The 18,206-nt window shown below is 66.7% G+C and carries 19 protein-coding genes, 3 tRNA genes and 2 pseudogenes; 11 read left to right on the top strand and 13 right to left on the bottom strand.

From position 1 onward, the window contains the following. Window positions 1-7 precede the first annotated feature (7 nt). Window positions 8-1,882: an alkyl/aryl-sulfatase gene (locus AC5Y46_RS10195; RefSeq protein ID WP_499990921.1), complete on the bottom strand. Its 1,875-nt coding sequence runs from the start codon at window positions 1,880-1,882 to the stop codon at window positions 8-10. Between the two features lie 143 nt (window positions 1,883-2,025). On the opposite strand from AC5Y46_RS10195, the gene AC5Y46_RS10190 reads away from it, so the two are divergent. Continuing rightward, window positions 2,026-2,499, top strand: a complete 474-nt coding sequence (locus AC5Y46_RS10190; protein WP_499990919.1) for a lipoprotein LpqH — start codon at window positions 2,026-2,028, stop codon at window positions 2,497-2,499. Between the two features lie 35 nt (window positions 2,500-2,534). Here the strand turns inward: AC5Y46_RS10190 and AC5Y46_RS10185 are convergent, their stop codons facing one another. The 5 genes from AC5Y46_RS10185 to AC5Y46_RS10165 all read right to left on the bottom strand — a co-directional run bounded on the left by AC5Y46_RS10185 (window position 2,535) and on the right by AC5Y46_RS10165 (window position 5,790). Beyond that, window positions 2,535-4,013, bottom strand: a complete 1,479-nt coding sequence (locus AC5Y46_RS10185) for a sensor histidine kinase (RefSeq protein WP_499990917.1) — start codon at window positions 4,011-4,013, stop codon at window positions 2,535-2,537. Then, entirely contained in the window at window positions 3,991-4,695 is a 705-nt protein-coding gene (locus AC5Y46_RS10180) for a response regulator transcription factor (protein WP_499943175.1), read from the bottom strand. The genes AC5Y46_RS10185 and AC5Y46_RS10180 overlap by 23 nt, the downstream gene beginning before the upstream one ends. A 171-nt stretch (window positions 4,696-4,866) precedes the next feature. Next, entirely contained in the window at window positions 4,867-5,022 is a 156-nt protein-coding gene (locus AC5Y46_RS10175) for a hypothetical protein (RefSeq protein ID WP_499943145.1), read from the bottom strand. A 10-nt stretch (window positions 5,023-5,032) separates the two neighbouring features. Continuing rightward, window positions 5,033-5,296, bottom strand: a complete 264-nt coding sequence (locus AC5Y46_RS10170; RefSeq protein ID WP_499943144.1) for a hypothetical protein — start codon at window positions 5,294-5,296, stop codon at window positions 5,033-5,035. An 80-nt stretch (window positions 5,297-5,376) separates the two neighbouring features. After that, window positions 5,377-5,790, bottom strand: coding sequence for an MmcQ/YjbR family DNA-binding protein (locus tag AC5Y46_RS10165; protein WP_499943143.1), 414 nt, complete (start codon window positions 5,788-5,790; stop codon window positions 5,377-5,379). A gap of 85 nt (window positions 5,791-5,875) precedes the next feature. On the opposite strand from AC5Y46_RS10165, the gene AC5Y46_RS10160 reads away from it, so the two are divergent. From AC5Y46_RS10160 to AC5Y46_RS10150, 3 genes and pseudogenes are all read left to right on the top strand, one after another. Continuing rightward, complete coding sequence (locus AC5Y46_RS10160) at window positions 5,876-6,703, top strand: hypothetical protein (protein ID WP_499943142.1); 828 nt, start codon at window positions 5,876-5,878, stop codon at window positions 6,701-6,703. A gap of 153 nt (window positions 6,704-6,856) precedes the next feature. Then, window positions 6,857-6,961, top strand: a pseudogene (locus tag AC5Y46_RS10155) (nuclear transport factor 2 family protein); the annotation flags it as partial. Between the two features lie 32 nt (window positions 6,962-6,993). Continuing rightward, the gene (locus AC5Y46_RS10150) at window positions 6,994-8,028 is read left to right on the top strand and encodes a phosphotransferase family protein (protein ID WP_499943141.1); all 1,035 of its coding nucleotides are present in this window, start codon (window positions 6,994-6,996) and stop codon (window positions 8,026-8,028) included. A 240-nt stretch (window positions 8,029-8,268) separates the two neighbouring features. On the opposite strand, the pseudogene AC5Y46_RS10145 reads toward AC5Y46_RS10150, so the two are convergent. Further along, window positions 8,269-9,309, bottom strand: a pseudogene (locus AC5Y46_RS10145) (phosphatase PAP2 family protein); the annotation flags it as partial. 77 nt (window positions 9,310-9,386) lie between these two features. Between AC5Y46_RS10145 and AC5Y46_RS10140 the strand changes: the two are divergent. After that, window positions 9,387-9,782, top strand: coding sequence for a YchJ family protein (locus AC5Y46_RS10140; RefSeq protein WP_499943140.1), 396 nt, complete (start codon window positions 9,387-9,389; stop codon window positions 9,780-9,782). Here AC5Y46_RS10140 and AC5Y46_RS10135 read toward each other — a convergent pair. Together AC5Y46_RS10135 and AC5Y46_RS10130 are read right to left on the bottom strand one after the other, a co-directional pair. Continuing rightward, window positions 9,756-9,828, bottom strand: a tRNA-Arg gene (locus AC5Y46_RS10135). The genes AC5Y46_RS10140 and AC5Y46_RS10135 overlap by 27 nt on opposite strands. A 29-nt stretch (window positions 9,829-9,857) precedes the next feature. Further along, a tRNA-Ser gene (locus tag AC5Y46_RS10130) sits at window positions 9,858-9,949 on the bottom strand. An 82-nt stretch (window positions 9,950-10,031) separates the two neighbouring features. On the opposite strand from AC5Y46_RS10130, the gene AC5Y46_RS10125 reads away from it, so the two are divergent. Next, a complete protein-coding gene (locus AC5Y46_RS10125) occupies window positions 10,032-11,102 on the top strand; it encodes an aromatic amino acid aminotransferase (RefSeq protein ID WP_499943139.1) in 1,071 nt (356 codons plus the stop codon). Then, a complete protein-coding gene (locus AC5Y46_RS10120) occupies window positions 11,099-11,560 on the top strand; it encodes a DUF4334 domain-containing protein (protein WP_499943138.1) in 462 nt (153 codons plus the stop codon). Before AC5Y46_RS10125 ends, AC5Y46_RS10120 begins: the two co-directional genes overlap by 4 nt. A gap of 64 nt (window positions 11,561-11,624) precedes the next feature. Here the strand turns inward: AC5Y46_RS10120 and AC5Y46_RS10115 are convergent, their stop codons facing one another. Next, on the bottom strand, window positions 11,625-12,224 hold the full coding sequence (locus tag AC5Y46_RS10115) for a TIGR03086 family metal-binding protein (RefSeq protein ID WP_499990914.1): 600 nt from the start codon (window positions 12,222-12,224) through the stop codon (window positions 11,625-11,627). A gap of 24 nt (window positions 12,225-12,248) precedes the next feature. On the opposite strand from AC5Y46_RS10115, the gene AC5Y46_RS10110 reads away from it, so the two are divergent. Beyond that, on the top strand, window positions 12,249-13,073 hold the full coding sequence (locus AC5Y46_RS10110) for a crotonase/enoyl-CoA hydratase family protein (RefSeq protein WP_499943136.1): 825 nt from the start codon (window positions 12,249-12,251) through the stop codon (window positions 13,071-13,073). Here AC5Y46_RS10110 and AC5Y46_RS10105 read toward each other — a convergent pair. Continuing rightward, window positions 13,060-13,446, bottom strand: a complete 387-nt coding sequence (locus AC5Y46_RS10105; RefSeq protein WP_499943135.1) for a hypothetical protein — start codon at window positions 13,444-13,446, stop codon at window positions 13,060-13,062. The two genes, AC5Y46_RS10110 and AC5Y46_RS10105, sit on opposite strands and share 14 nt — an antisense overlap. 25 nt (window positions 13,447-13,471) lie before the next feature. Here AC5Y46_RS10105 and lipE point away from each other — a divergent pair, with 25 nt between their 5' ends. Together lipE and AC5Y46_RS10095 are read left to right on the top strand one after the other, a co-directional pair. Further along, on the top strand, window positions 13,472-14,713 hold the full coding sequence (lipE, locus tag AC5Y46_RS10100; RefSeq protein WP_499943134.1) for a lipase LipE: 1,242 nt from the start codon (window positions 13,472-13,474) through the stop codon (window positions 14,711-14,713). A 39-nt stretch (window positions 14,714-14,752) separates the two neighbouring features. Beyond that, window positions 14,753-15,859, top strand: a complete 1,107-nt coding sequence (locus AC5Y46_RS10095; protein WP_499943133.1) for an Rv2629 family ribosome hibernation factor — start codon at window positions 14,753-14,755, stop codon at window positions 15,857-15,859. 16 nt (window positions 15,860-15,875) lie between these two features. On the opposite strand, the gene AC5Y46_RS10090 is transcribed toward AC5Y46_RS10095, so the two are convergent. Next, window positions 15,876-15,962 (bottom strand) — tRNA-Ser (locus AC5Y46_RS10090). A 23-nt stretch (window positions 15,963-15,985) separates the two neighbouring features. Between AC5Y46_RS10090 and AC5Y46_RS10085 the strand changes: the two genes are divergently transcribed. Next, window positions 15,986-16,954, top strand: coding sequence for an NAD(P)H-quinone oxidoreductase (locus tag AC5Y46_RS10085; protein WP_499943132.1), 969 nt, complete (start codon window positions 15,986-15,988; stop codon window positions 16,952-16,954). A 7-nt stretch (window positions 16,955-16,961) separates the two neighbouring features. Here the strand turns inward: AC5Y46_RS10085 and AC5Y46_RS10080 are convergent, their stop codons facing one another. After that, a complete protein-coding gene (locus AC5Y46_RS10080; RefSeq protein WP_499943131.1) occupies window positions 16,962-18,158 on the bottom strand; it encodes a cysteine desulfurase-like protein in 1,197 nt (398 codons plus the stop codon). Window positions 18,159-18,206: the final 48 nt, after the last annotated feature.

Here is an 18,206-nt window from a genome sequence, read left to right as displayed (position 1 = left end):
CTCGCCCTCAAGGGGTGACGATGTTGAAGTTCGGGTCCGGATCGTCGAGCGCCCCGATCAACGACTGCAGCGCCGCCTGATCGCCGGACAACTCCAGGCCGGGTGAGGTGAAGTCGCCGATCGCCACCAGCAGCAGCCGAGTCTTGTTGGCCAGCTTGATCGTAACGGTCGCGGTGTCGGGATCTGCCGGTATGCGACGATGCACGAGCACGCCGTTGCGCAGCGCCAGCCGGTAGTTGACATCCGCGTCCATGAAGGTGACGTCGACGGAGAGGTCGAGATCCCAGCTGCGGGGGCCGTTCACCCGAATGGCCAGGCTGTCGAACACCTGCTCAGGGGTCAACTGCGACAGCATGGACGGCGAGGTGGTCTGCGTCGCCGTGCCGAAAGTGCCCACCCGCAGTTCGGTGGCGCCACTGACGAAGAAGTTTCGCCACGTCGCGTTCTCGGCGCCATAACCCAACTGCTCCAATGTGTCCGCATACAGCTCCCGCGCCGCCGCGTGGTGCTCGTCGGTGAACATGGCATGATCGAGTAATGTTGCAGCCCAACGGAAGTCGCCGGAATCGAACGCGGCCCGGGCAAGCTCGACGACTCGGTCGATGCCGCCGATGGCCTCCACATAGCGCGGACCGAGGGCTTCGGGCGGGTGCGGCCACAACCGGCCCGGGTTGCCGTCGAACCAGCCCATGTAGCGCTGGTAGACCGCTTTCACATTGTGACTGACCGACCCGTAGTACCCGCGGGCATGCCAAGCCTGGTCCAATGCCGGTGGCAGCTGGAACATTTCGGCGATCTCCACCCCGGTATAGCCCTGATTCAGCAACCGCAGCGTCTGGTCGTGCAGATACGCGTAGAGGTCTCGCTGCAGCGACAGGAATTCGACGATCCGGTCGTGCCCCCAGGTCGGCCAGTGGTGGGAGGCGAACACCACGTCGGCGCGATCGGCGAAACTGTCGATCGCCTCGGTGAGGTAGCCCGACCAGGCACGGGGGTCGCGGACCAGCGCACCGCGCAGGGTCAGCAGGTTGTGCAGGTTGTGGGTGGCGTTCTCGGCCATGCACAGCGCGCGGAATTGCGGGAAGTAGAAGTGCATTTCGGCGGGCGCCTCGGTGCCCGGCGCCATCTGGAACTCGATCTCCACACCGTCGATGGTGTGCGTCTCACCCGTCGTGGTGATGTCGATAGTCGGGACGATCAGCGCCACCTCGCCGGTCGACGGAGTCTGACCGAGTCCACAACCCACCTGCCCCCGCGGTCCACGGTCCAGCAACGCGCCGTACATATAGGTCGCACGGCGCGTCATGGCTGGGCCGGCGTACACGTTCTCCTGCACCGCGTGCTCTGTGAAACCTTCCGGCGCCAGCACGGCGACCTTGCCGGCGTCCACGTCGGCCTGCGACGTCACGCCCAGCACGCCGCCGAAATGGTCGGCGTGACTGTGGGTGTAGATCACCGCCACGACGGGACGCTCACCACCGCGATGGGTCCGGTACAACTCCAGCGCGGCCGCGGCTGTCTCGGTGGACACCAACGGGTCGATCACGATGACCCCGGTGTCGCCCTCGACGAAGCTGATGTTGGACAGGTCGAGTCCGCGAACCTGGTAGATGCCAGGCACCACTTCGTACAAGCCCTGCTTGGCCGCCAATGTGGACTGCCGCCACAGGCTGGGGTGCACCGACGTGGGCGCCGGACCGTCCAGGAAGGCGTAAGCGTCGTTGTCCCACACCACCCGGCCGTCGGCAGTCTTGATCACGCACGGGGACAGCGCGGCTATGAAACCACGGTCGGCGTCGTCGAAATCCCTTGTGTCGTGCAGCGGTAGCGAGTGCTTGTCGTGCGCCGACTCGATGACTGCGGTAGGAGGCTTGTGGTCCATCGGTCCTACCTTTCCACCCTCGCGGGGCGCCAGAAAGAGGAAAATCTTTTTCGTTCTGCCTAGCAATTCAGTCCACTTTCCGCGCATACTGCCGTGGCGGACCGCACTGAAGACGGGCCGTTTCATTGGGCAAAGGAGCACAGGTGAAGCGTGGACTGACGGTCGCGGTGGCCGGAGCGGCCATTCTGGTCGCGGGTGTTTCGGGCTGTTCGAGTGACAAGCCAAAGTCGAGCAGCAGCAGTTGTTCGTCGGCAGCCAGCGGAGGCGGCGGCGCCTCCGGCACCAAGGTCCTCATCGACGGCCAGGACCAGAACGTGACCGGGACGACGGTATGCACCAATTCTGGCGGCACCGTCAACATCGCGATCGGCGGCTCGGCCACCGGTATCGGCGCGGTGCTTTCCGACGCCAACCCTCCCGAGGTGAAGTCGGTCGCGCTCGGCAACGTCAACGGGGTTTCCCTCGGCTACGCGCCCGGTACACCTGACGCCAAGGCAGAGGCGACCAAGAACGGCAACTCCTACAAGATCAGCGGCACCGCCACCGGCGTGGACATGGCCAACCCCATGCAGCCGGTCAAGAAGTCGTTCGAGATCAACGTCACCTGCTCGGGCTGACGATCTGAGGCGAGGGCGCGGGCGGTTGCCGGCCGCTAAGAGACATTGCCGGGCAACCGCACCGCGAACTCGGTATGACCGGGTGAGCTGTTCACCGTGATCCTGCCGTTGTGGGCTCGGACGACGGCGGAGACGATCGCCAGACCCAGCCCGGTGCTGCCGGCTTTACGTGAGCGCGAGCTGTCGCCGCGCACGAATCGCTCGAACACCTCCGTCTGCTGCGCCGCCGGGATCCCGGGGCCGTCGTCGATGACCTGCAGCAGGACGTGATTCGGCTCGGTGCTCAACCGGGTGGTGACAACGGTGCCGGCGCTGGTGTGGACGCGGGCGTTGGCAAGCAGATTGGCCAGCACCTGGTGCAACCGTGCGTCGTCACCCACCACCACCACCGGTTCGGGGGGCAAGTCGAGTTCCCACTGGTGATCCGGTCCGGCGACGTGCGCATCACTGACAGCGTCGACCGCCAGACGCGACAGATCCACCGGTTCGCGCTCCAGCGGCCGGCCCGAGTCGAGCCGGGCCAGCAACAGCAGGTCCTCGACCAGGCGGGTGATCCGCTCGGTCTCGGAGGCGACCCGGCTCATGGCGTGCTCCACGGCTGCGTGGTCGTCACCCATGCGCTGGGCGAGTTCGGTGTAGCCGCGGATCGCGGCCAGCGGGGTGCGCAGTTCGTGGCTGGCGTCGGCGACGAATTGGCGCACCCGGGTCTCGCTGGCCTGCCGCGTCGACAACGCTGCGGCGATGTGGTCGAGCATCCGGTTGAGCGCCGAACCGAGCTGGCCCACTTCGGTTTCGGGGTTGGCATCGGATTCGGGCACCCGCACCGGAAGTTCGACTTCACCGCGGTCCAGCGGCAGATCGACGACTTCGGTCGCGGTTTGTGCCACCCGCCGCAGCGGCGCCAATGCCCGCCGGATGATCACCGCGCCGGCGGTGGTCGCGGCCACCAGCGCCACGACGGTGACAATGCCGAAGATGACCAGCATCCGAAGTTCGGTGGCGTCGATATTGGACATGGACAGGCCGGTGACGATCACGTCGGCCCGATTGCGGCTCGGGGCCGCCACCACCCGGTAACGACCCAGGCCGTCGAGATTCAACGTCACCGGCGTACGGCTACCGGCGATCTGCTCCAGCTGCGCCTTGGCCGTCGGAGTCAGGGCGTCCCGGGCACCACTGCCGGTCAGATATCCCGCGTCCACCGTTTCGCCGTCGCTGACAACGGCGGCGACCATGCCCGCCGGTTGTCCCGGGGCATCGAGGAACCTAGGACCAGGACCGGTCTTGACATAGCGGGGTTCGTGGCGGCGCGACTCGGGGTACATCAGCGACGAGCGGTACGAGGTGCCGCTGAGTTGGCTGTCGAGTTGCGCCAGCAGATGATGTCGCAGCGCGAGTTCGGTGGCCACCGTGATCCCGACACAGACGATGGCCAGCACGGCGACCTGACCCACCAGCAGCCGCAGTCGCAGCGACCACTCGCGCGGCGGCCTAGCGCGCCGGCTTGAGGACATACCCCGCGCCGCGCAGCGTGTGGATCATCGGTTCGCGACCACTGTCGATCTTCTTGCGCAGGTAGGAGATGTAGAGCTCGACGATGTTGGACCGGCCGCCGAAGTCGTAACTCCATACCCGGTCCAGGATCTGCGCCTTGCTCAGCACCCGCTTGGCGTTTCGCATCATGAACCGCAGCAGCTCGAACTCGGTGGAGGTCAACGTAATCGGTTCGCCGGCGCGCGAGACTTCGTGGCTGTCTTCGTCGAGCACGAGATCCCCGACGACGAGTTGCGCGCCGCTGTCGACGGTGGTTACCCCGGTGCGTCGCAAGAGGGCACGCAACCGCAGCACCACCTCTTCGATGCTGAACGGTTTGGTGACGTAATCGTCTCCGCCGGCGGTCAATCCGGCGATGCGGTCCTCCACCGCGTCCTTGGCCGTGAGCAACAGCACCGGAAGGCGCGGATTGTCTTGCCGCAACTTCCGCAGGACGTCCAGGCCGCTCATGTCCGGCAGCATCACGTCGAGGACCACGACGTCGGGTCGTTCGGCGCGAGCGGTTGCGATGGCCGACGAACCATCGCCGGCGGTTGCGATATTCCAGCCCTCGTACCGCAGGGCCATCGAGACCATCTCGGCGAGCACGGGTTCGTCGTCGACCACGAGCACGGTGACCGGTTGACCGTCGGTGCGGCACATGACGACCCGCTCGACGGAGGTTCTGGGAGACGCCACGCGTTCCAGTATCCGCTCAGGCCGATAGGGCGAAGCTATGGCGTCACTGTGTGTCAGCTGTGAAACGACGCGGCGAAACTAGAAAGGTCGCGCGACCGCTGCTGCGATCACGCGACCGTTCTATCGACGAAGAAGTCAGTACCAGTTACGCCGTCCGGCCACCGGACGACCGACCGAGCCCAAGGCCCACATCACCGCGCCGATGACCAGCAAGACGACTCCGAGGACCGTCAGCACTTTCACGCTGAAGACAAATCCTAAGATGAGCAAGATTGCGCCGACGAGAATCATGACATTTCCTTTACAGAGCAGGGATGTGATCGATTGATTGCATCGCACTGGGTTCCGGCAAACGTGGCGTATGGCAATTCGTCACTTTTGGATTTACGCCCATGTAATTCAGCGGGCCTGCAATCACCGTTACCGCAACGGTTCCCGCTGAAGCACAACTGGTGGCCTCGCCTTTGAAGTATCCGCGCTGCCAGGTCGCGAGGACTCCGATGAGCAGCCACACCAGCACAATTGCACCGAGTATTCCGCGACCGCGCACCATAGTTACCTCCATTGATCCCGAAACCAATTTGACGTGTGATGAGCGTTGCCCGTCGGACCTGTGTCTAAACATGAATGGGGTCCGGCGGCGCACTAACCGAGTCGATCGGCGAGCCAGATCTGGGCGCGTCTTTTCGATGCGCGCGACAACCACGCGTCGGCCACCAACTCGCGCAATTCGGCGACGCCGATTTCACTCAACCGACTGCCCCGAACCAACACCGACGGATGCCCGTCGAAGCGGGGAGTGGTGAAAAACGGCGACCCGGGATCCTGTACCAGCGCGAGCTTGTCGCTCTCAGAGTCCACCCACAGCATGATCACGTCGGCATAGCGTGCGCCGGTCTGCGGATCGGCGCAGTCGGGCTGAGGGGTGCGGAAGAACACGAACGACTTGCCGCCCACCTGGTAAATGGAGTTGCCCTTCGGGCCCTCGATGCGCTTGACATGAGGCATCGACGCGGCCAATTCGTGTACGTCAGCAACCCGCGCCGGTCGATCGGCCATAGCGACCAGGATAGTCGCCGGCACCCGTGATCGGGATCGGTAGCATGATGCGACAACCCTTGCAGCCAAGGAGGTTAGCGGCGCCGTGCCCGACACGCTGTTCGCGGACGTCTCGGAATATCAAGTGCCGGTGGATGACTCGTATCCGTATCAGGTGCTGTCGATTCGCGTCTGCGACGGCACCTATCGGGACCACAACTTCGCGCGCAACTACGCGTGGATGCGCACCGCATTGGACAGCGGCCTAATGACTTTCGGCATCGTCTACACCTACGTCCGGCCGAACTGGCTGGCCAACGCCAACACCGTATGCTCGATGATCGACGCCCAAGGCGGGTTGCATCCGCGGGTGTCGTTGATGCTCGACGTCGAGTCAGGCGGCAATCCGCCGGGCGACGGGTCGGGCTGGATCAACCAGTTGTACTGGAATCTGGCCGAATACGCGGGATCGGCGGCGCGAATTATTGGATACGCCAACGCCTACGACTTCTTCAACATGTGGCCGGTGCGACCGCCGGGTCTGCGGGTGGTGGCAGCCGGTTACGGGTCCAATCCGAATCTGCCCGGTCAGGTCGCCCACCAATACACCGACGGCCAGGGGTACAGCCCGAATCTGCCCCAAGGTGCGCCACCATTCGGCAGGTGCGACATGAACTCCGCGAATGGACTGACACCGCAACAATTTGCCGCCGCATGCGGCATCGCGACGAACGGAGGACCGTTGATGGCGCTCAGTGACGAGGAACAACGCGAACTGTTGACCAAGGTGCGCGAGATCTGGGATCAGCTACGCGGACCCGAGGGTGCCGGCTGGCCGCAGCTCGGGAAGAACGATGCGGGCCAGGACCTCACGCCGGTGGATGCGATCGCTGAGATCAAGAAAACAGTGGAAAAACTCCCGTCCTCGACATAGCGCGCACGAAACCCATTCGGACACAACATCTTAAGGCCGCGTTGATCATCGGCAGGCGGCCGGCGGCGCCTAAAGCCGGATCGGCGCGTGCGGAGGTTCGGCAAGGGTCCCCTACGCTTTTGGCAGACGGTCGACAAGTTGCAAAGGAGCAGCATGGCTCGTACGCCGCAGGAAGTGTTCGCCGATCATGGCCAGGCGCGCGGCAAGCAGGAGATCCGCGCGGTGTTCGTCGAGGGTCTCGACGATCTGCCCGACGCCGACGGTCCGGCCCGACACACCCCGCGCACCAAATGACCGCCGTCGATTTGGATGCGGTAGCCCGGTGGATGTCCGAGCAGGGCCTGGGCGAAGGGCCGTTGCAAGACGTCGCCCCCATCACCGGCGGGACGCAGAACGTGATGTTGCGCTTCGCCAGGTCGGGCCGGTCCTATGTGCTGCGTCGGGGTCCTCAGCACCTGCGCGCCCGCACCAACAGCGTGATACTGCGGGAAACCAAGGTGCTCGCCGGGCTGGCGGGCACCGACGTGCCACATCCGCGCTTGATCGCCACGTGCGCCGACACCGCCGTGCTCGGCGACGCGGTCTTCTACCTGATGGAACCCATCGACGGTTTCAACGCCGGCGAGGGTTTGCCGCCGCTGCATGCCGGTGACGCCGCGGTGCGGTTCGGCATGGGTCTGTCGATGGCCGACGCGCTGGCCAAGCTCGGCGCGGTCGACCACGTCGCCGCCGGGCTCGCCGACTTCGGTAAGCCGGAGGGATTCCTGGAACGTCAAGTGCCGCGGTGGCTTTCGGAGCTGGAGTCCTACCAGGAGTACGAGGGCTACCCCGGCCCGGACATCCCGGGCATCGACGAGATCGCGGGCTGGCTGGAGAGCAACCGACCGACGAGCTGGAAACCCGGCATCATGCACGGCGACTACCACGCGGCCAACGTGATGTTCTCCCGCACCGGCCCGGAGGTGGTGGCTATCTGCGACTGGGAGATGTCCACCATCGGCGACCCGCTGCTGGATCTCGGTTGGCTGCTGGCGACCTGGCGGCAGGACGACGGGTCAGCGGTCTTCAGCCACGCCCTGGGCGGGACCGACGGATTGGCCAGCACCGACGACCTCGTGCAGCGCTACGCCGCGAACACCACCCGGGACCTGTCGAACATCACCTGGTACACCGTGCTGGCCTGCTTCAAGCTCGGCATCGTGATCGAAGGCACGCTGGCGCGCGCGTGTGCCGGCAAGGCCGAGAAGGCGGTCGGCGACATGCTGCACGCCGCCACGGTGCACCTGTTCGAGCGTGCCCTCGGCATGATCGAGACCCGGGCCTGACAGGACTGCGTTCCCGGCGCCGAGGAAAACGGCGTAGAAACCGAGGCTGAAGAGCACCATCGCCGCGACCAGGAGGGCGCCGGAGAACGCCGGATGGCGCGCCATCGCCGGTGCCAGGAACCGGCAGCACGCCAGCAGGACCGCCAGAAAAGCCACACCGGAGCCGACCAACGCCGGGCGCGACCATTTGTTGCCTCGCACCGGCTCGCGCAAGGCCGACTCCAACGTCAGGCACAACACCGCACCCGCGATCAGATCCACGCCGTAGTGATAGCCGAAACCAAGCGTCGCCACGACGGTTCCCACCAGCCAGAACGCGCCTCCCCACCGCAGCCAGCGCGGACCGCCGCGGGAATGCAGGAACACGGCCAGCGCCCAGGCGGTGTGCATCGACGGCATGCAGTTACGCGCCGTCAGCTCGTCGAACGCTATTGCCTGCGGCGACAGGATCCGCGGCAGGGTGTGGGGCCAGAAGTCGCCGACCTGGAAGCCGCTGCCGGCGGGGCCGAAGGCGAACTCCGGGCCGACCACCGGAAACACCACATAGATCAACGGTCCGACCAGGCCGAGTATCAGAAACGTCCGCACCAGGAAGTGGCGCGGCCAGCCGGCGGAGTTGACGTGGCGCAGTTGATAGACCACGACGACCATGGCGGCGAGAGGCAACTCGATGTACACCCAGTGCAGCACGGCGGTGAGAACCGGGCCGCCCGCCTCGAACAGCCGACCGACCAACCACGACGGTTGCCCGAGCGCGTGGTCGGCAAGGAAGGCGTATTCGTCGAGAACCGTCGGCCGGACGACAGCGGTGATGCGCAACCAGGTGTCGCCGACCTTGGTCGCCATGATCACCAGGAAGCCGAGGGCGATCCCGTGCAGGGCGGTCGCGCGCCGGACGCCCGTCCAGCGCCACCATGCCACGAAGACCAGCCCGGTCAGCACGATCATCGGTCCGTTGCCGAACGTCAACGCCGCACCGCGCAGCCAGCGCTCCGCAGCAAAGACGACGTCGAGCGCCACGGCTAGCGACAACGCCCAGATCCGGCATCGGGTGGACACACCCACGATGCCCACGGCCAGCCCGACCCACGAGACCGTTGTCGACTTCGGGGTGGCGATGTAGTCGCTGATCAGGCTGTGTAGCGGACCCTGGAAACCCCAGCAGCTGGCGACGATCTGCAGACCCACCAGCAGCGCCGTACCCGCCACGACGACGACCGTGACCCAGCTCGGCGCCGACCGGGCACGCAACTGCGGTCGTCGCGCGTGGTCAGTGAACACCAGTCGGATTTTAGGTGTCGTACAGGGGTCAGAGCTATCGATTCAGCCAGTCTTTATCAACCGACTAAGTTGGCCGAATGACCGAACTGCTCGGGCCCGAGTGTCCGTGCGGCAGCGGCGCCGGCTATCCGGCGTGTTGCGGACCGTTGCATCACGGCGATCGGCAGGCCCGCACGGCGGAGGAATTGATGCGGTCGAGGTACTCGGCATATGCCCGCGGCGACGCCGACTATGTGTTCCGGACCTGGCATCCGCGGACGCGGCCTCCGGACGTCGCTATCGATCCCCGGATCAGGTGGACGCGGCTACGGGTGACCGATGTCGGCGACGAGGTAGTGGAGTTCGTTGCCAGCTTCGAGTTCGACGGGCGGGTTGACGAGATGCGCGAACGCAGCCGGTTCGAGCGGCGGGCCGGGCGATGGTTTTACGTCGAGGACGAAATGCAGCGCGCCCGAAGGGATTCGAACCCCTAACCTTCTGATCCGTAGTCAGATGCTCTATCCGTTGAGCTACGGGCGCCGGTCTTTAGTTGTACAGCGGGTGTTGCGTGGCGGAGGCGAGAGGATTTGAACCTCCGGTTCCCTTTGAGGGGAACAACTCATTAGCAGTGAGCCCCATTCGGCCGCTCTGGCACGCCTCCATGGCCTTCCAAAGGGTACCCGACCCCGGAACCCGGAGCCGCCGGAGGCATAGCGTACACAGCCGCGTCATATGCTGTCGAAGTGACCGCCCGCCTGCGGCCCGCGCTGGCCGGGCTGCCAGTTTACGTTCCCGGCAAGACCGTGCCGGGCGCGATCAAACTGGCCAGCAACGAAACGGTGTTCGGCCCGCTGCCCAGCGTCCGCGCCGCCATCGGGAACGCCACCGAGCTGATCAACCGGTACCCGGACAACGGATGCGTACAGCTCAAGGCCGCGCTGGCCCGTCATATCGGTCCCGACTTCGCACCCGAGCACGTCGCCGTCGGCTGCGGTTCGGTCAGCCTGTGCCAGCAGTTGGTGCAGATCACCGCGTCGGTGGGCGACGAGGTGATCTTCGGGTGGCGCAGCTTCGAGCTGTACCCGCCGCAGGTCCAGGTCGCCGGCGCCATACCGGTCCAGATCCCGCTGACCGACCACACCTTCGACCTGGACGCGATGCGGGCCGCGGTCACCGAGCGCACCCGGCTGATCTTCGTCTGCAACCCCAACAATCCGACGTCCACCGTCGTCGACCCGGACGCGCTGAGCCGGTTCGTCGAGGCCGTGCCGTCGGACATCCTGATCGTCATCGACGAGGCCTATGTCGAGTACATCCGCGACGGCATGGCGCCGGACAGCCTGGGACTCGTGCGCGCGCACGACAACGTCGTCGTGCTGCGCACCTTCTCCAAGGCCTACGGGCTGGCGGGGCTGCGGGTGGGTTACGCGATCGGCCACCCCGACGTGATCACCGCACTCGACCAGGTCTACGTGCCGTTCACCGCGACGAGCGTCTCGCAGGCCGCGGCGATCGCCTCGCTGGACGCCTCCGACGAACTGCTGGCCCGCACCGACGCCGTCGTCGCCGAACGTCGACGGGTCAGCGCGGAGTTGCGGGACGCCGGCTTCACGCTGCCGTCGTCGCAGGCCAACTTCGTCTGGCTGCCACTGGGCCCCCGCACCCGCGACTTCGTACAGCAGGCCGCCAACGCGCTGATCGTGGTCCGCCCCTACGGCACCGACGGTGTCCGGGTCACGGTGACCGCCGACCCATCCGAGAACGACGCCCTGCTGCGGTTCGCCCGCGGCTGGATTGGAGGAGACGCACGATGAGTGTTGCCCGCAAGCAGTTCACCGAATTCAAGGAACGCGACGGCGTCATCCCGGACGCCGAACTCGACGATTTCTGGGCGACACTCGAGCCCGCGACCGTCGACGGCATGCTCGGTGAATGGGAGGGCGGCGAATTCGTCACCGCCCACCGCGCCGTCGGGTCCCTGGCCAAGATCAACTGGTTCGGCAAGACCTTCAAGTCGGTCACCGACGTGCAGCCGTTGGTCTGCCTGGACGCCGAGGGGAACAAATACTCCAACGTCGAGCGGATGAACGGCGAGGCCAGCCTGTGGCTGGAGGAATTCCGCGGCGAGGTGACCGCCACGATGGTCTACGACGGCGCTCCCGTCCACGACCACTTCAAGAAGATCGACGACGACGCGGTGATGGGCATCATGAACGGCAAAGGCGTCCTGGACGGCGGTCGGTACTACTACTTCTACCTGGAACGGGTCTAGCCGCTTCGGCGTTCGTCGCCGAGCGTGCCGCCACTGCGAAAAAACGGCAAGTTTTTCGCAGTAGTTACACGCTCGGCGCGGACCAACCCGGGTCGCGTCCGGTGAAAGCGACCAGCCGGTCCAACGGCGACGCATCCGCCGGCACCGGGACGGGCTGATCGAAACCGGCTGCACCGCGCTGTTCCGGGCGGATTATCTGCTGCGCCAGCCCGAGCACGTACTCCGACAGCGAGTCCGGGGCGTGCACGTCGTGACCCACCGCCACCGCGTAATCCCAACCGTGCACCAGGAATTCGATCGAGAACACCGCGACCGCGACCCGGGCCGGCATCGGGTTCGTGCCCAACCGCACCTCGCCGTCCAGACCGTGCTTGTGCCAGGCGTCCAGGGCCGGACGGGACGCGCTGACCACCAGCGCCTCCACCGAGTCGGTGTCCTGCGGCACCGAGATGTCCGCCCCGACCATGCCGCCCAGCGACACGATCGAATTGAGCAGGTGCCGGGTCAGCTGCTTGACGTCGAACTCCGCGCACGGCGTCTGCTTGGCGCTGTCCTCGCGGCTGATCGGGTGCAGCACCTGCTGGAGCACCGCGAGGGTTGCTTCGGCGCTGGCCAGCTCGTCGGTAGGCGGAGAATCCGGGCCGGGTCGCAAGTCTGAGGGCATACCCGTCACGCTACGGTCTCGGCTATGGCCGATACATACGAATCCGTCACCGTCGAGATCAAAGACCAGGTCGCGCAGGTGACGCTGATCGGCCCGGGCAAAGGCAACGCGATGGGACCCGCGTTCTGGTCGGAGTTGCCCGAGCTGTTCCCGGCGCTGGACGCCGACCCCGAAGTGCGGGCGATCGTGCTGACCGGCTCGGGCCGCAACTTCAGCTACGGCCTGGACGTGCCGGCGATGGGCGGGTCGTTCACGCCGCTGCTGTCCGGCGACGCGCTGGCCGGTCCGCGCGCGGTGTTCCACCGGGAGATCAAGCGGATGCAGGGCGCGATCACCGCCGTCGCCGACTGCCGGACGCCCACCATCGCCGCGGTTCACGGCTGGTGCATCGGCGGCGGCGTCGACCTGATTTCGGCAGTGGACATCCGCTACGCCAGCGCCGACGCGAAGTTCTCGGTGCGTGAGGTCAAGCTGGCGATCGTCGCCGACGTGGGCAGCCTGGCCCGGCTGCCGCTGATCCTCAACGACGGGCACCTGCGCGAGCTCGCGCTGACCGGCAAAGACATCGACGCCGCCCGCGCCGAGAAGATCGGCCTGGTCAACGACGTGTACGCCGACGCCGACGCCACGCTGGTCGCCGCGCACGCCACCGCCGCCGAGATCGCCGCCAACCCGCCGCTGACCGTGCACGGCATCAAGGACGTCCTGGACCAGCAGCGCATCGCGGCGGTATCGGAGAGCCTGCGCTACGTCGCCACCTGGAACGCGGCGTTCCTGCCGTCCAAAGACCTGACCGAGGGCATCTCGGCCACGTTCGCCAAGCGCCCGCCGCAGTTCACCGGCGAATAAGACTCAGGCGCAGGGCAACAGCGAGCCAACCGGTGGCGATTACCAACCCGGCGAACTCCAGCCAGCCCACGGCTGCCCCGGCGTGATGCTTGGTGTCCACCAGGTGGCTGACCGCGTGCAGCGCCCAGTGCGCGGTGGCGAAGGCCAGCGCAGGCACCCGCCAGGACGGCCAGCGCAGCGCGCCGAGCAGCAATAAGCCCAGCGGGAACTCGAACGAGGCGTTGTCGAAGATGTAGTGGGTGTTGCGTACCCCGAACGCCCCGAGGGTGTGGAAGAAGGTTCCCGGCGCCACCGCCATGAACAGTCCCAGGCCAACGGAGTAGAAGCCGAACACCAGCAGGATCACCTCGACATAGCGTGCGCGCGTGAGCATGGGCTCAAAGCTAGGCTGTGGCCACATGAGCCCGACACCAGACGGCAGAATTCGGGTCCCGTCCGACCTGGACGCCGTGACGGCGATCGGCGACGAGGACCACTCCGAGATCGACAGGGCTGGCATCGACCGGATCTGGCAGGCGGCCAGGCACTGGTATCGGGCCGGCATGCACCCGGCCATCCAGCTGTGCATCCGGCGCAACGGCCGGGTGGTGCTCAACCGTGCCATCGGCCACGGCTGGGGAAACGCCCCGACCGACGCACCCGACGCCGAGAAAGTCCCCGTCAGCACCGACACACCGTTCTGCGTCTACTCGGCGTCCAAAGGCATTACCGCGACCGTCGTGCACATGCTCGTCGAACGCGGAGTCTTCACCCTGGACGACCGGGTGTGTCAATACATCCCCAGCTACACCAGCCACGGTAAGGACCGGACCACCATCCGGCACGTGCTGAACCACAGCGCGGGCGTCCCCTTCCCCACCGGGCCCCGGCCGGACCTCAAACGCGCCGACGACCACGAATACGCCCAGGAGCAGCTGGGCAAACTGCGCCCGCTGTACCGGCCGGGACGCGTGCACATCTACCACGCGCTGACCTGGGGACCGCTCATGCGCGAAATCGTCTACGCGGCCACCGGCAAAGACATCCGCGATGTCCTGGCCAGTGAGATCCTCGAGCCGCTGGGCTTCCGCTGGACCAACTTCGGCGTCGCCCCGCAGGACGTGCCGCTGGTCGCCCCGAGTCACCCGACCGGCAAACCGTTGCCGCCGGTGATCGCGGCGATCTTCCGCAAGGCGGTCGGCGGAACGGTGCACGAGATCATCCCGTACACCAACACGCGGGCGTTCCTGACGACCGTGGTGCCGTCCTCCAACACCGTCTCCACCGCGGACGAATTGTCGCGGTTCGCCGAGATCTGGCGACGGGGCGGGGAACTCGACGGCGTGCGCGTCATCAGCCCGGAACGCATGTACGGCGCCGTGCAGGAGGCGCGGCGGCTGCGGCCCGACTTCGCGGTGGGCCTGCAGCCCGCCCGGTGGGGAACCGGCTTCATGCTGGGCACCGACCGGTTCGGACCGTTCGGCCGCAACGCCGCGACGGCGTTCGGCAACCTCGGGCTGGCCAACATCGCGATCTGGGCGGACCCGGCGCGCGGCCTGGCCGCCGGGGTGATCAGCAGCGGAAAACCCGGCAAGGACCCGGAGATCAAGCGCTACACCGCGCTGATGGACACCATCGCCGATTCGATCCCGCAGATTTGAACTGCGTTTGTTCGGGATGTGCGCGGGCATCTAGAGGGGATGGATTCCGAACGCTTTCGTCCCCTGCTGGACACCTCCGGCCCATTCGTGTCGGTGTACTTCGAAGACACACACAACACGCACGACGCCGAGGCGCAGCTCGAGCTCCGGTGGCGGGCCGTCCGTGAGGAACTGGAGGCCCGCGACGTCGTCGAATCGGTGATCGGCGACCTCGAGAAAGCGGTGATGGATCTGCGCCCGCCGATCGGCTGGAGCGGTCGCGCGCTGGTCGCCGGCACCGACGGGGTGGTGATCAACGAACACCTGCTGCGCCCGACCGCCACGACTCTGATCCGTGTCTCCGACCTGCCTTATATCGTGCCGATCGTCGAGCACGGCTTTGAGACCCCGGCGTATGTGTTGGTCGAGGTGGATCACACCGGTGCCGACATCACCACCCACGTCGACGGTGTCTTCGAAACCGAGACCGTCGACGGCGGCGGCTATCCGGTGCACAAGGCGTCCGGTGCCGAGAACGCCGGCTACGGCGACCCGCAACAGCGCACCGAGGAAGCTGCCCGCAAGAACATCCGCGCGGTGGCCGACCGCGTCACCGAATGGGTGGACGAGATGTCGGCCGACACCGTGTTCGTGGTCGGCGAAGTGCGCTCACGTTCGGACCTGCTTGCCGCGTTCCCGGAACGGGTCGGCGAGCGCGCGCTGGCGCTCGAAGTGGGAGCACGAAACAGCGGGCACGACTCCGCCGAGGTCCAGGGCCAGATCGAAGCCTGGTTCGTAAAGCGGCGGCTCAGGATGATCGACGACGCCGCGGAACGGTTCGCCGCCGAGATCGGCCGGGAATCCGGTCGTGCGGCCGAAGGTCTGGGTGCCGTGTGCTCCGCGCTGCGCCAAGGTGCCGTCGAGACGCTGATCGTAGGAGACATCGGCGACGCGACCGTGGTTGCCGATGCGGACATGACCACCGTGGCACCGGACGCCAACGTGCTGTCCGAGCAGGGCGCGGCACCGGAGAAAACGCTGCGCGCCGACGAAGCCCTGCCGTTGCTCGCCATCTCGACAGGCGCTGCGCTGGTCCGCACTGACGAGCGGATCGATCCTGCGGACGGGATCGCCGCGGTGCTGCGGTACGCGCCGACGCTGCACTGATCGGCGTCGGAAAAAGCGGTGGCGGAGGGATTTGAACCCCCGGACGGTTTTAGCCGTCTCTCGCTTTCAAGGCGAGTGCATTAGGCCGCTCTGCCACGCCACCGCCGACAAGACTAGCGTGACGACATGCGTGCCATCGTCGCCGAATCCGCAGAGCAGCTGGCCTGGCAGGACGTCCCCGATGCGGCTGCCGGCCCGGGCGAGGTACTGATCAAGGTCGCCGCGGCCGGCGTCAACCGCGCCGACGTGCTGCAGGCCGCCGGCAAGTATCCGCCGCCGAAGGGTGCCAGCGAGATCATCGGCATGGAGGTCAGCGGCACGGTCGTCGAAGTCGGCTCCGATGTTGCCAATTGGTCTGTCGGGCAAGAGGTTTGCGCATTGCTCGCCGGCGGCGGCTATGCCGAATACGTCGCGGTGCCGGCGGGACAGGTGATGCCGGTTCCCGAACGCGTCGACCTCATCGACGCCGCCGGGATACCGGAAGTGGCGTGCACGGTGTGGTCGAACCTGGTCATGACCGCCCGCCTCGGTCCCGGCCAGCTCGTGCTGCTGCACGGCGGTGCCAGCGGCATCGGGACCCACGCCATTCAGGTGGCGCGCGCGCTGGAAGCGCGGGTCGCGGTCACCGCCGGGTCACCGGAGAAACTGGAACTCTGCCGAGAGCTGGGCGCCGAGATCACCATTTCCTACAAAGACGACGACTTCGTGGCGCGGTTGCAGGAGCAGGGAGGTGCGAACGTGATCCTCGACATCATGGGTGCGGCCTACCTGGACCGCAACATCGACGCCTTGGCCACCGACGGGCAGCTGATCGTGATCGGCATGCAGGGCGGGGTGAAAGCCGAACTGAACCTGGGCAAGCTGCTGACCAAGCGCGCGCGGGTCGTCGGCACCACGTTGCGGGCTCGTCCGGTCAGCGGGCCGAACAGCAAGAGTGCCGTCGTCGAGGCGGTGACGGCATCGGTGTGGCCGATGTTCGCCAGCGGCGCGGTCCGGCCGGTGATCGGCACCCGGATGCCCATCGAGCAGGCGGCGGAGGCTCATCAATTGATGGTGTCGGGCAAGACTTTTGGCAAGATCCTGCTGACCGTCTAGCCCGGGCTCAGCCCAGCGACGCCAGCGCCCGCACCAACTGGTCGACCTCGGCCATCGTCGAGTAGTGCGCCAGTCCGACCGTGACAGCACCGCCGATGTCGTCGGCACCCAACACGTCGAGCACCCGGGACCCGGCGTTGGCGATCGCCAGAATGCCGTTGTCCGCCAACCGCTGGACCACCCGGTCGGCCGGCACTTCGTTGACGACGAAGCTGACCACCGGTATCCGCGCCTCGGGACGGCCGAGCGGGATCACCAGCGGCAGCGACCGCAGCGACGTCATCAGATAGTCGTAGATCCGATTCAGATATGCCGACGCGGAGTGCATCGACACCGACAGCCGTTCCCGTCGGCTGCCCCGAGCCGACTCGTCCAGTGAGGCCAGATATTCGACGCTGGCCACCACTCCGGCCAGCAGGCCGAACTGGTGCACGCCGACCTCCAGTCGTGCCGGACCGCTGGCGTAGGAGTCGGTGGACACCGAACCGAAGGTGTTGATCAGGGCCGGGTCGCGGAACACCATCGCCCCGATGGGCGGTCCGCCCCAGCCCACCGCGTTCACCGTCACCACATCGGCGTCGGTTTCCTTGATATCGAACAACCGGTACGGCGCGGCGGCGGAGTGATCGACCACCACCAGGCCGCCGACGTCGTGCACCAGCTTGGTCATCGCGCGCAGGTCGGTGACGGTGCCCAGCGAGCCCGACGCCGACGTCACGGCAACCAGCCGGGTCGACTTGCCGACCAAACTCTCCCACTGCCAGGTCGGCAGTTCACCGGTCTCGATGTCGACCTCGGCCCACTTGACTTTGGCGCCGTACCGGTGCGCCGCGCGCAGCCAAGGAGCGATGTTCGCCTCGTCGTCCAGCCGGCTGACGACCACCTCATAACCCAGCCCGGAGCGCGCGGACGACGCATCGGCCAGTGCCGACAGCAACACCGCGCGGTCACAGCCCAGCACCACGCCACCCGGATCGGCATTCACCAGGTCGGCCACCGCCTCCCGGGCCGCTTCCAGGATCGCGGCGCTGCGCCGGGCCGACGGGTGCGCCCCGACCGTGCTGGCGCCTGCCCGGCGGAAAGCCGTCGACACGGTGGTGGCGACCGAGTCGGGAATCAGCATGCCGGTCGGCGCATCGAAGTGGACCCACCCGTCACCGAGCGACGGGTGCAGTCCACGCACCCGGGCGACGTCGTAGGCCATGCCAGCCACCTTAGGGCTCTCGGATGCATTCGCCATTTTGCGAACGAA

It is taken from the genome of Mycobacterium sp. NGS59 (assembly GCF_059812345.1).
This window is presented reverse-complemented; position numbering and strand designations above follow the sequence as displayed.

Coding starts and splice junctions, on each gene's coding strand:
- AC5Y46_RS10195 (WP_499990921.1), bottom strand. CDS start 1,882: ATGGACCACAAGCCTCCTACCGCAGTCATCGAGTCGGCGCACGACAAG.
- AC5Y46_RS10185 (WP_499990917.1), bottom strand. CDS start 4,013: ATGTCCTCAAGCCGGCGCGCTAGGCCGCCGCGCGAGTGGTCGCTGCGA.
- AC5Y46_RS10180 (WP_499943175.1), bottom strand. CDS start 4,695: ATGTGCCGCACCGACGGTCAACCGGTCACCGTGCTCGTGGTCGACGAC.
- AC5Y46_RS10175 (WP_499943145.1), bottom strand. CDS start 5,022: ATGATTCTCGTCGGCGCAATCTTGCTCATCTTAGGATTTGTCTTCAGC.
- AC5Y46_RS10170 (WP_499943144.1), bottom strand. CDS start 5,296: ATGGAGGTAACTATGGTGCGCGGTCGCGGAATACTCGGTGCAATTGTG.
- AC5Y46_RS10165 (WP_499943143.1), bottom strand. CDS start 5,790: ATGGCCGATCGACCGGCGCGGGTTGCTGACGTACACGAATTGGCCGCG.
- AC5Y46_RS10150 (WP_499943141.1), top strand. CDS start 6,994: ATGACCGCCGTCGATTTGGATGCGGTAGCCCGGTGGATGTCCGAGCAG.
- AC5Y46_RS10140 (WP_499943140.1), top strand. CDS start 9,387: ATGACCGAACTGCTCGGGCCCGAGTGTCCGTGCGGCAGCGGCGCCGGC.
- AC5Y46_RS10120 (WP_499943138.1), top strand. CDS start 11,099: ATGAGTGTTGCCCGCAAGCAGTTCACCGAATTCAAGGAACGCGACGGC.
- AC5Y46_RS10115 (WP_499990914.1), bottom strand. CDS start 12,224: ATGCCCTCAGACTTGCGACCCGGCCCGGATTCTCCGCCTACCGACGAG.
- AC5Y46_RS10110 (WP_499943136.1), top strand. CDS start 12,249: ATGGCCGATACATACGAATCCGTCACCGTCGAGATCAAAGACCAGGTC.
- AC5Y46_RS10105 (WP_499943135.1), bottom strand. CDS start 13,446: ATGCTCACGCGCGCACGCTATGTCGAGGTGATCCTGCTGGTGTTCGGC.
- lipE (WP_499943134.1), top strand. CDS start 13,472: ATGAGCCCGACACCAGACGGCAGAATTCGGGTCCCGTCCGACCTGGAC.
- AC5Y46_RS10095 (WP_499943133.1), top strand. CDS start 14,753: ATGGATTCCGAACGCTTTCGTCCCCTGCTGGACACCTCCGGCCCATTC.
- AC5Y46_RS10085 (WP_499943132.1), top strand. CDS start 15,986: ATGCGTGCCATCGTCGCCGAATCCGCAGAGCAGCTGGCCTGGCAGGAC.
- AC5Y46_RS10080 (WP_499943131.1), bottom strand. CDS start 18,158: ATGGCCTACGACGTCGCCCGGGTGCGTGGACTGCACCCGTCGCTCGGT.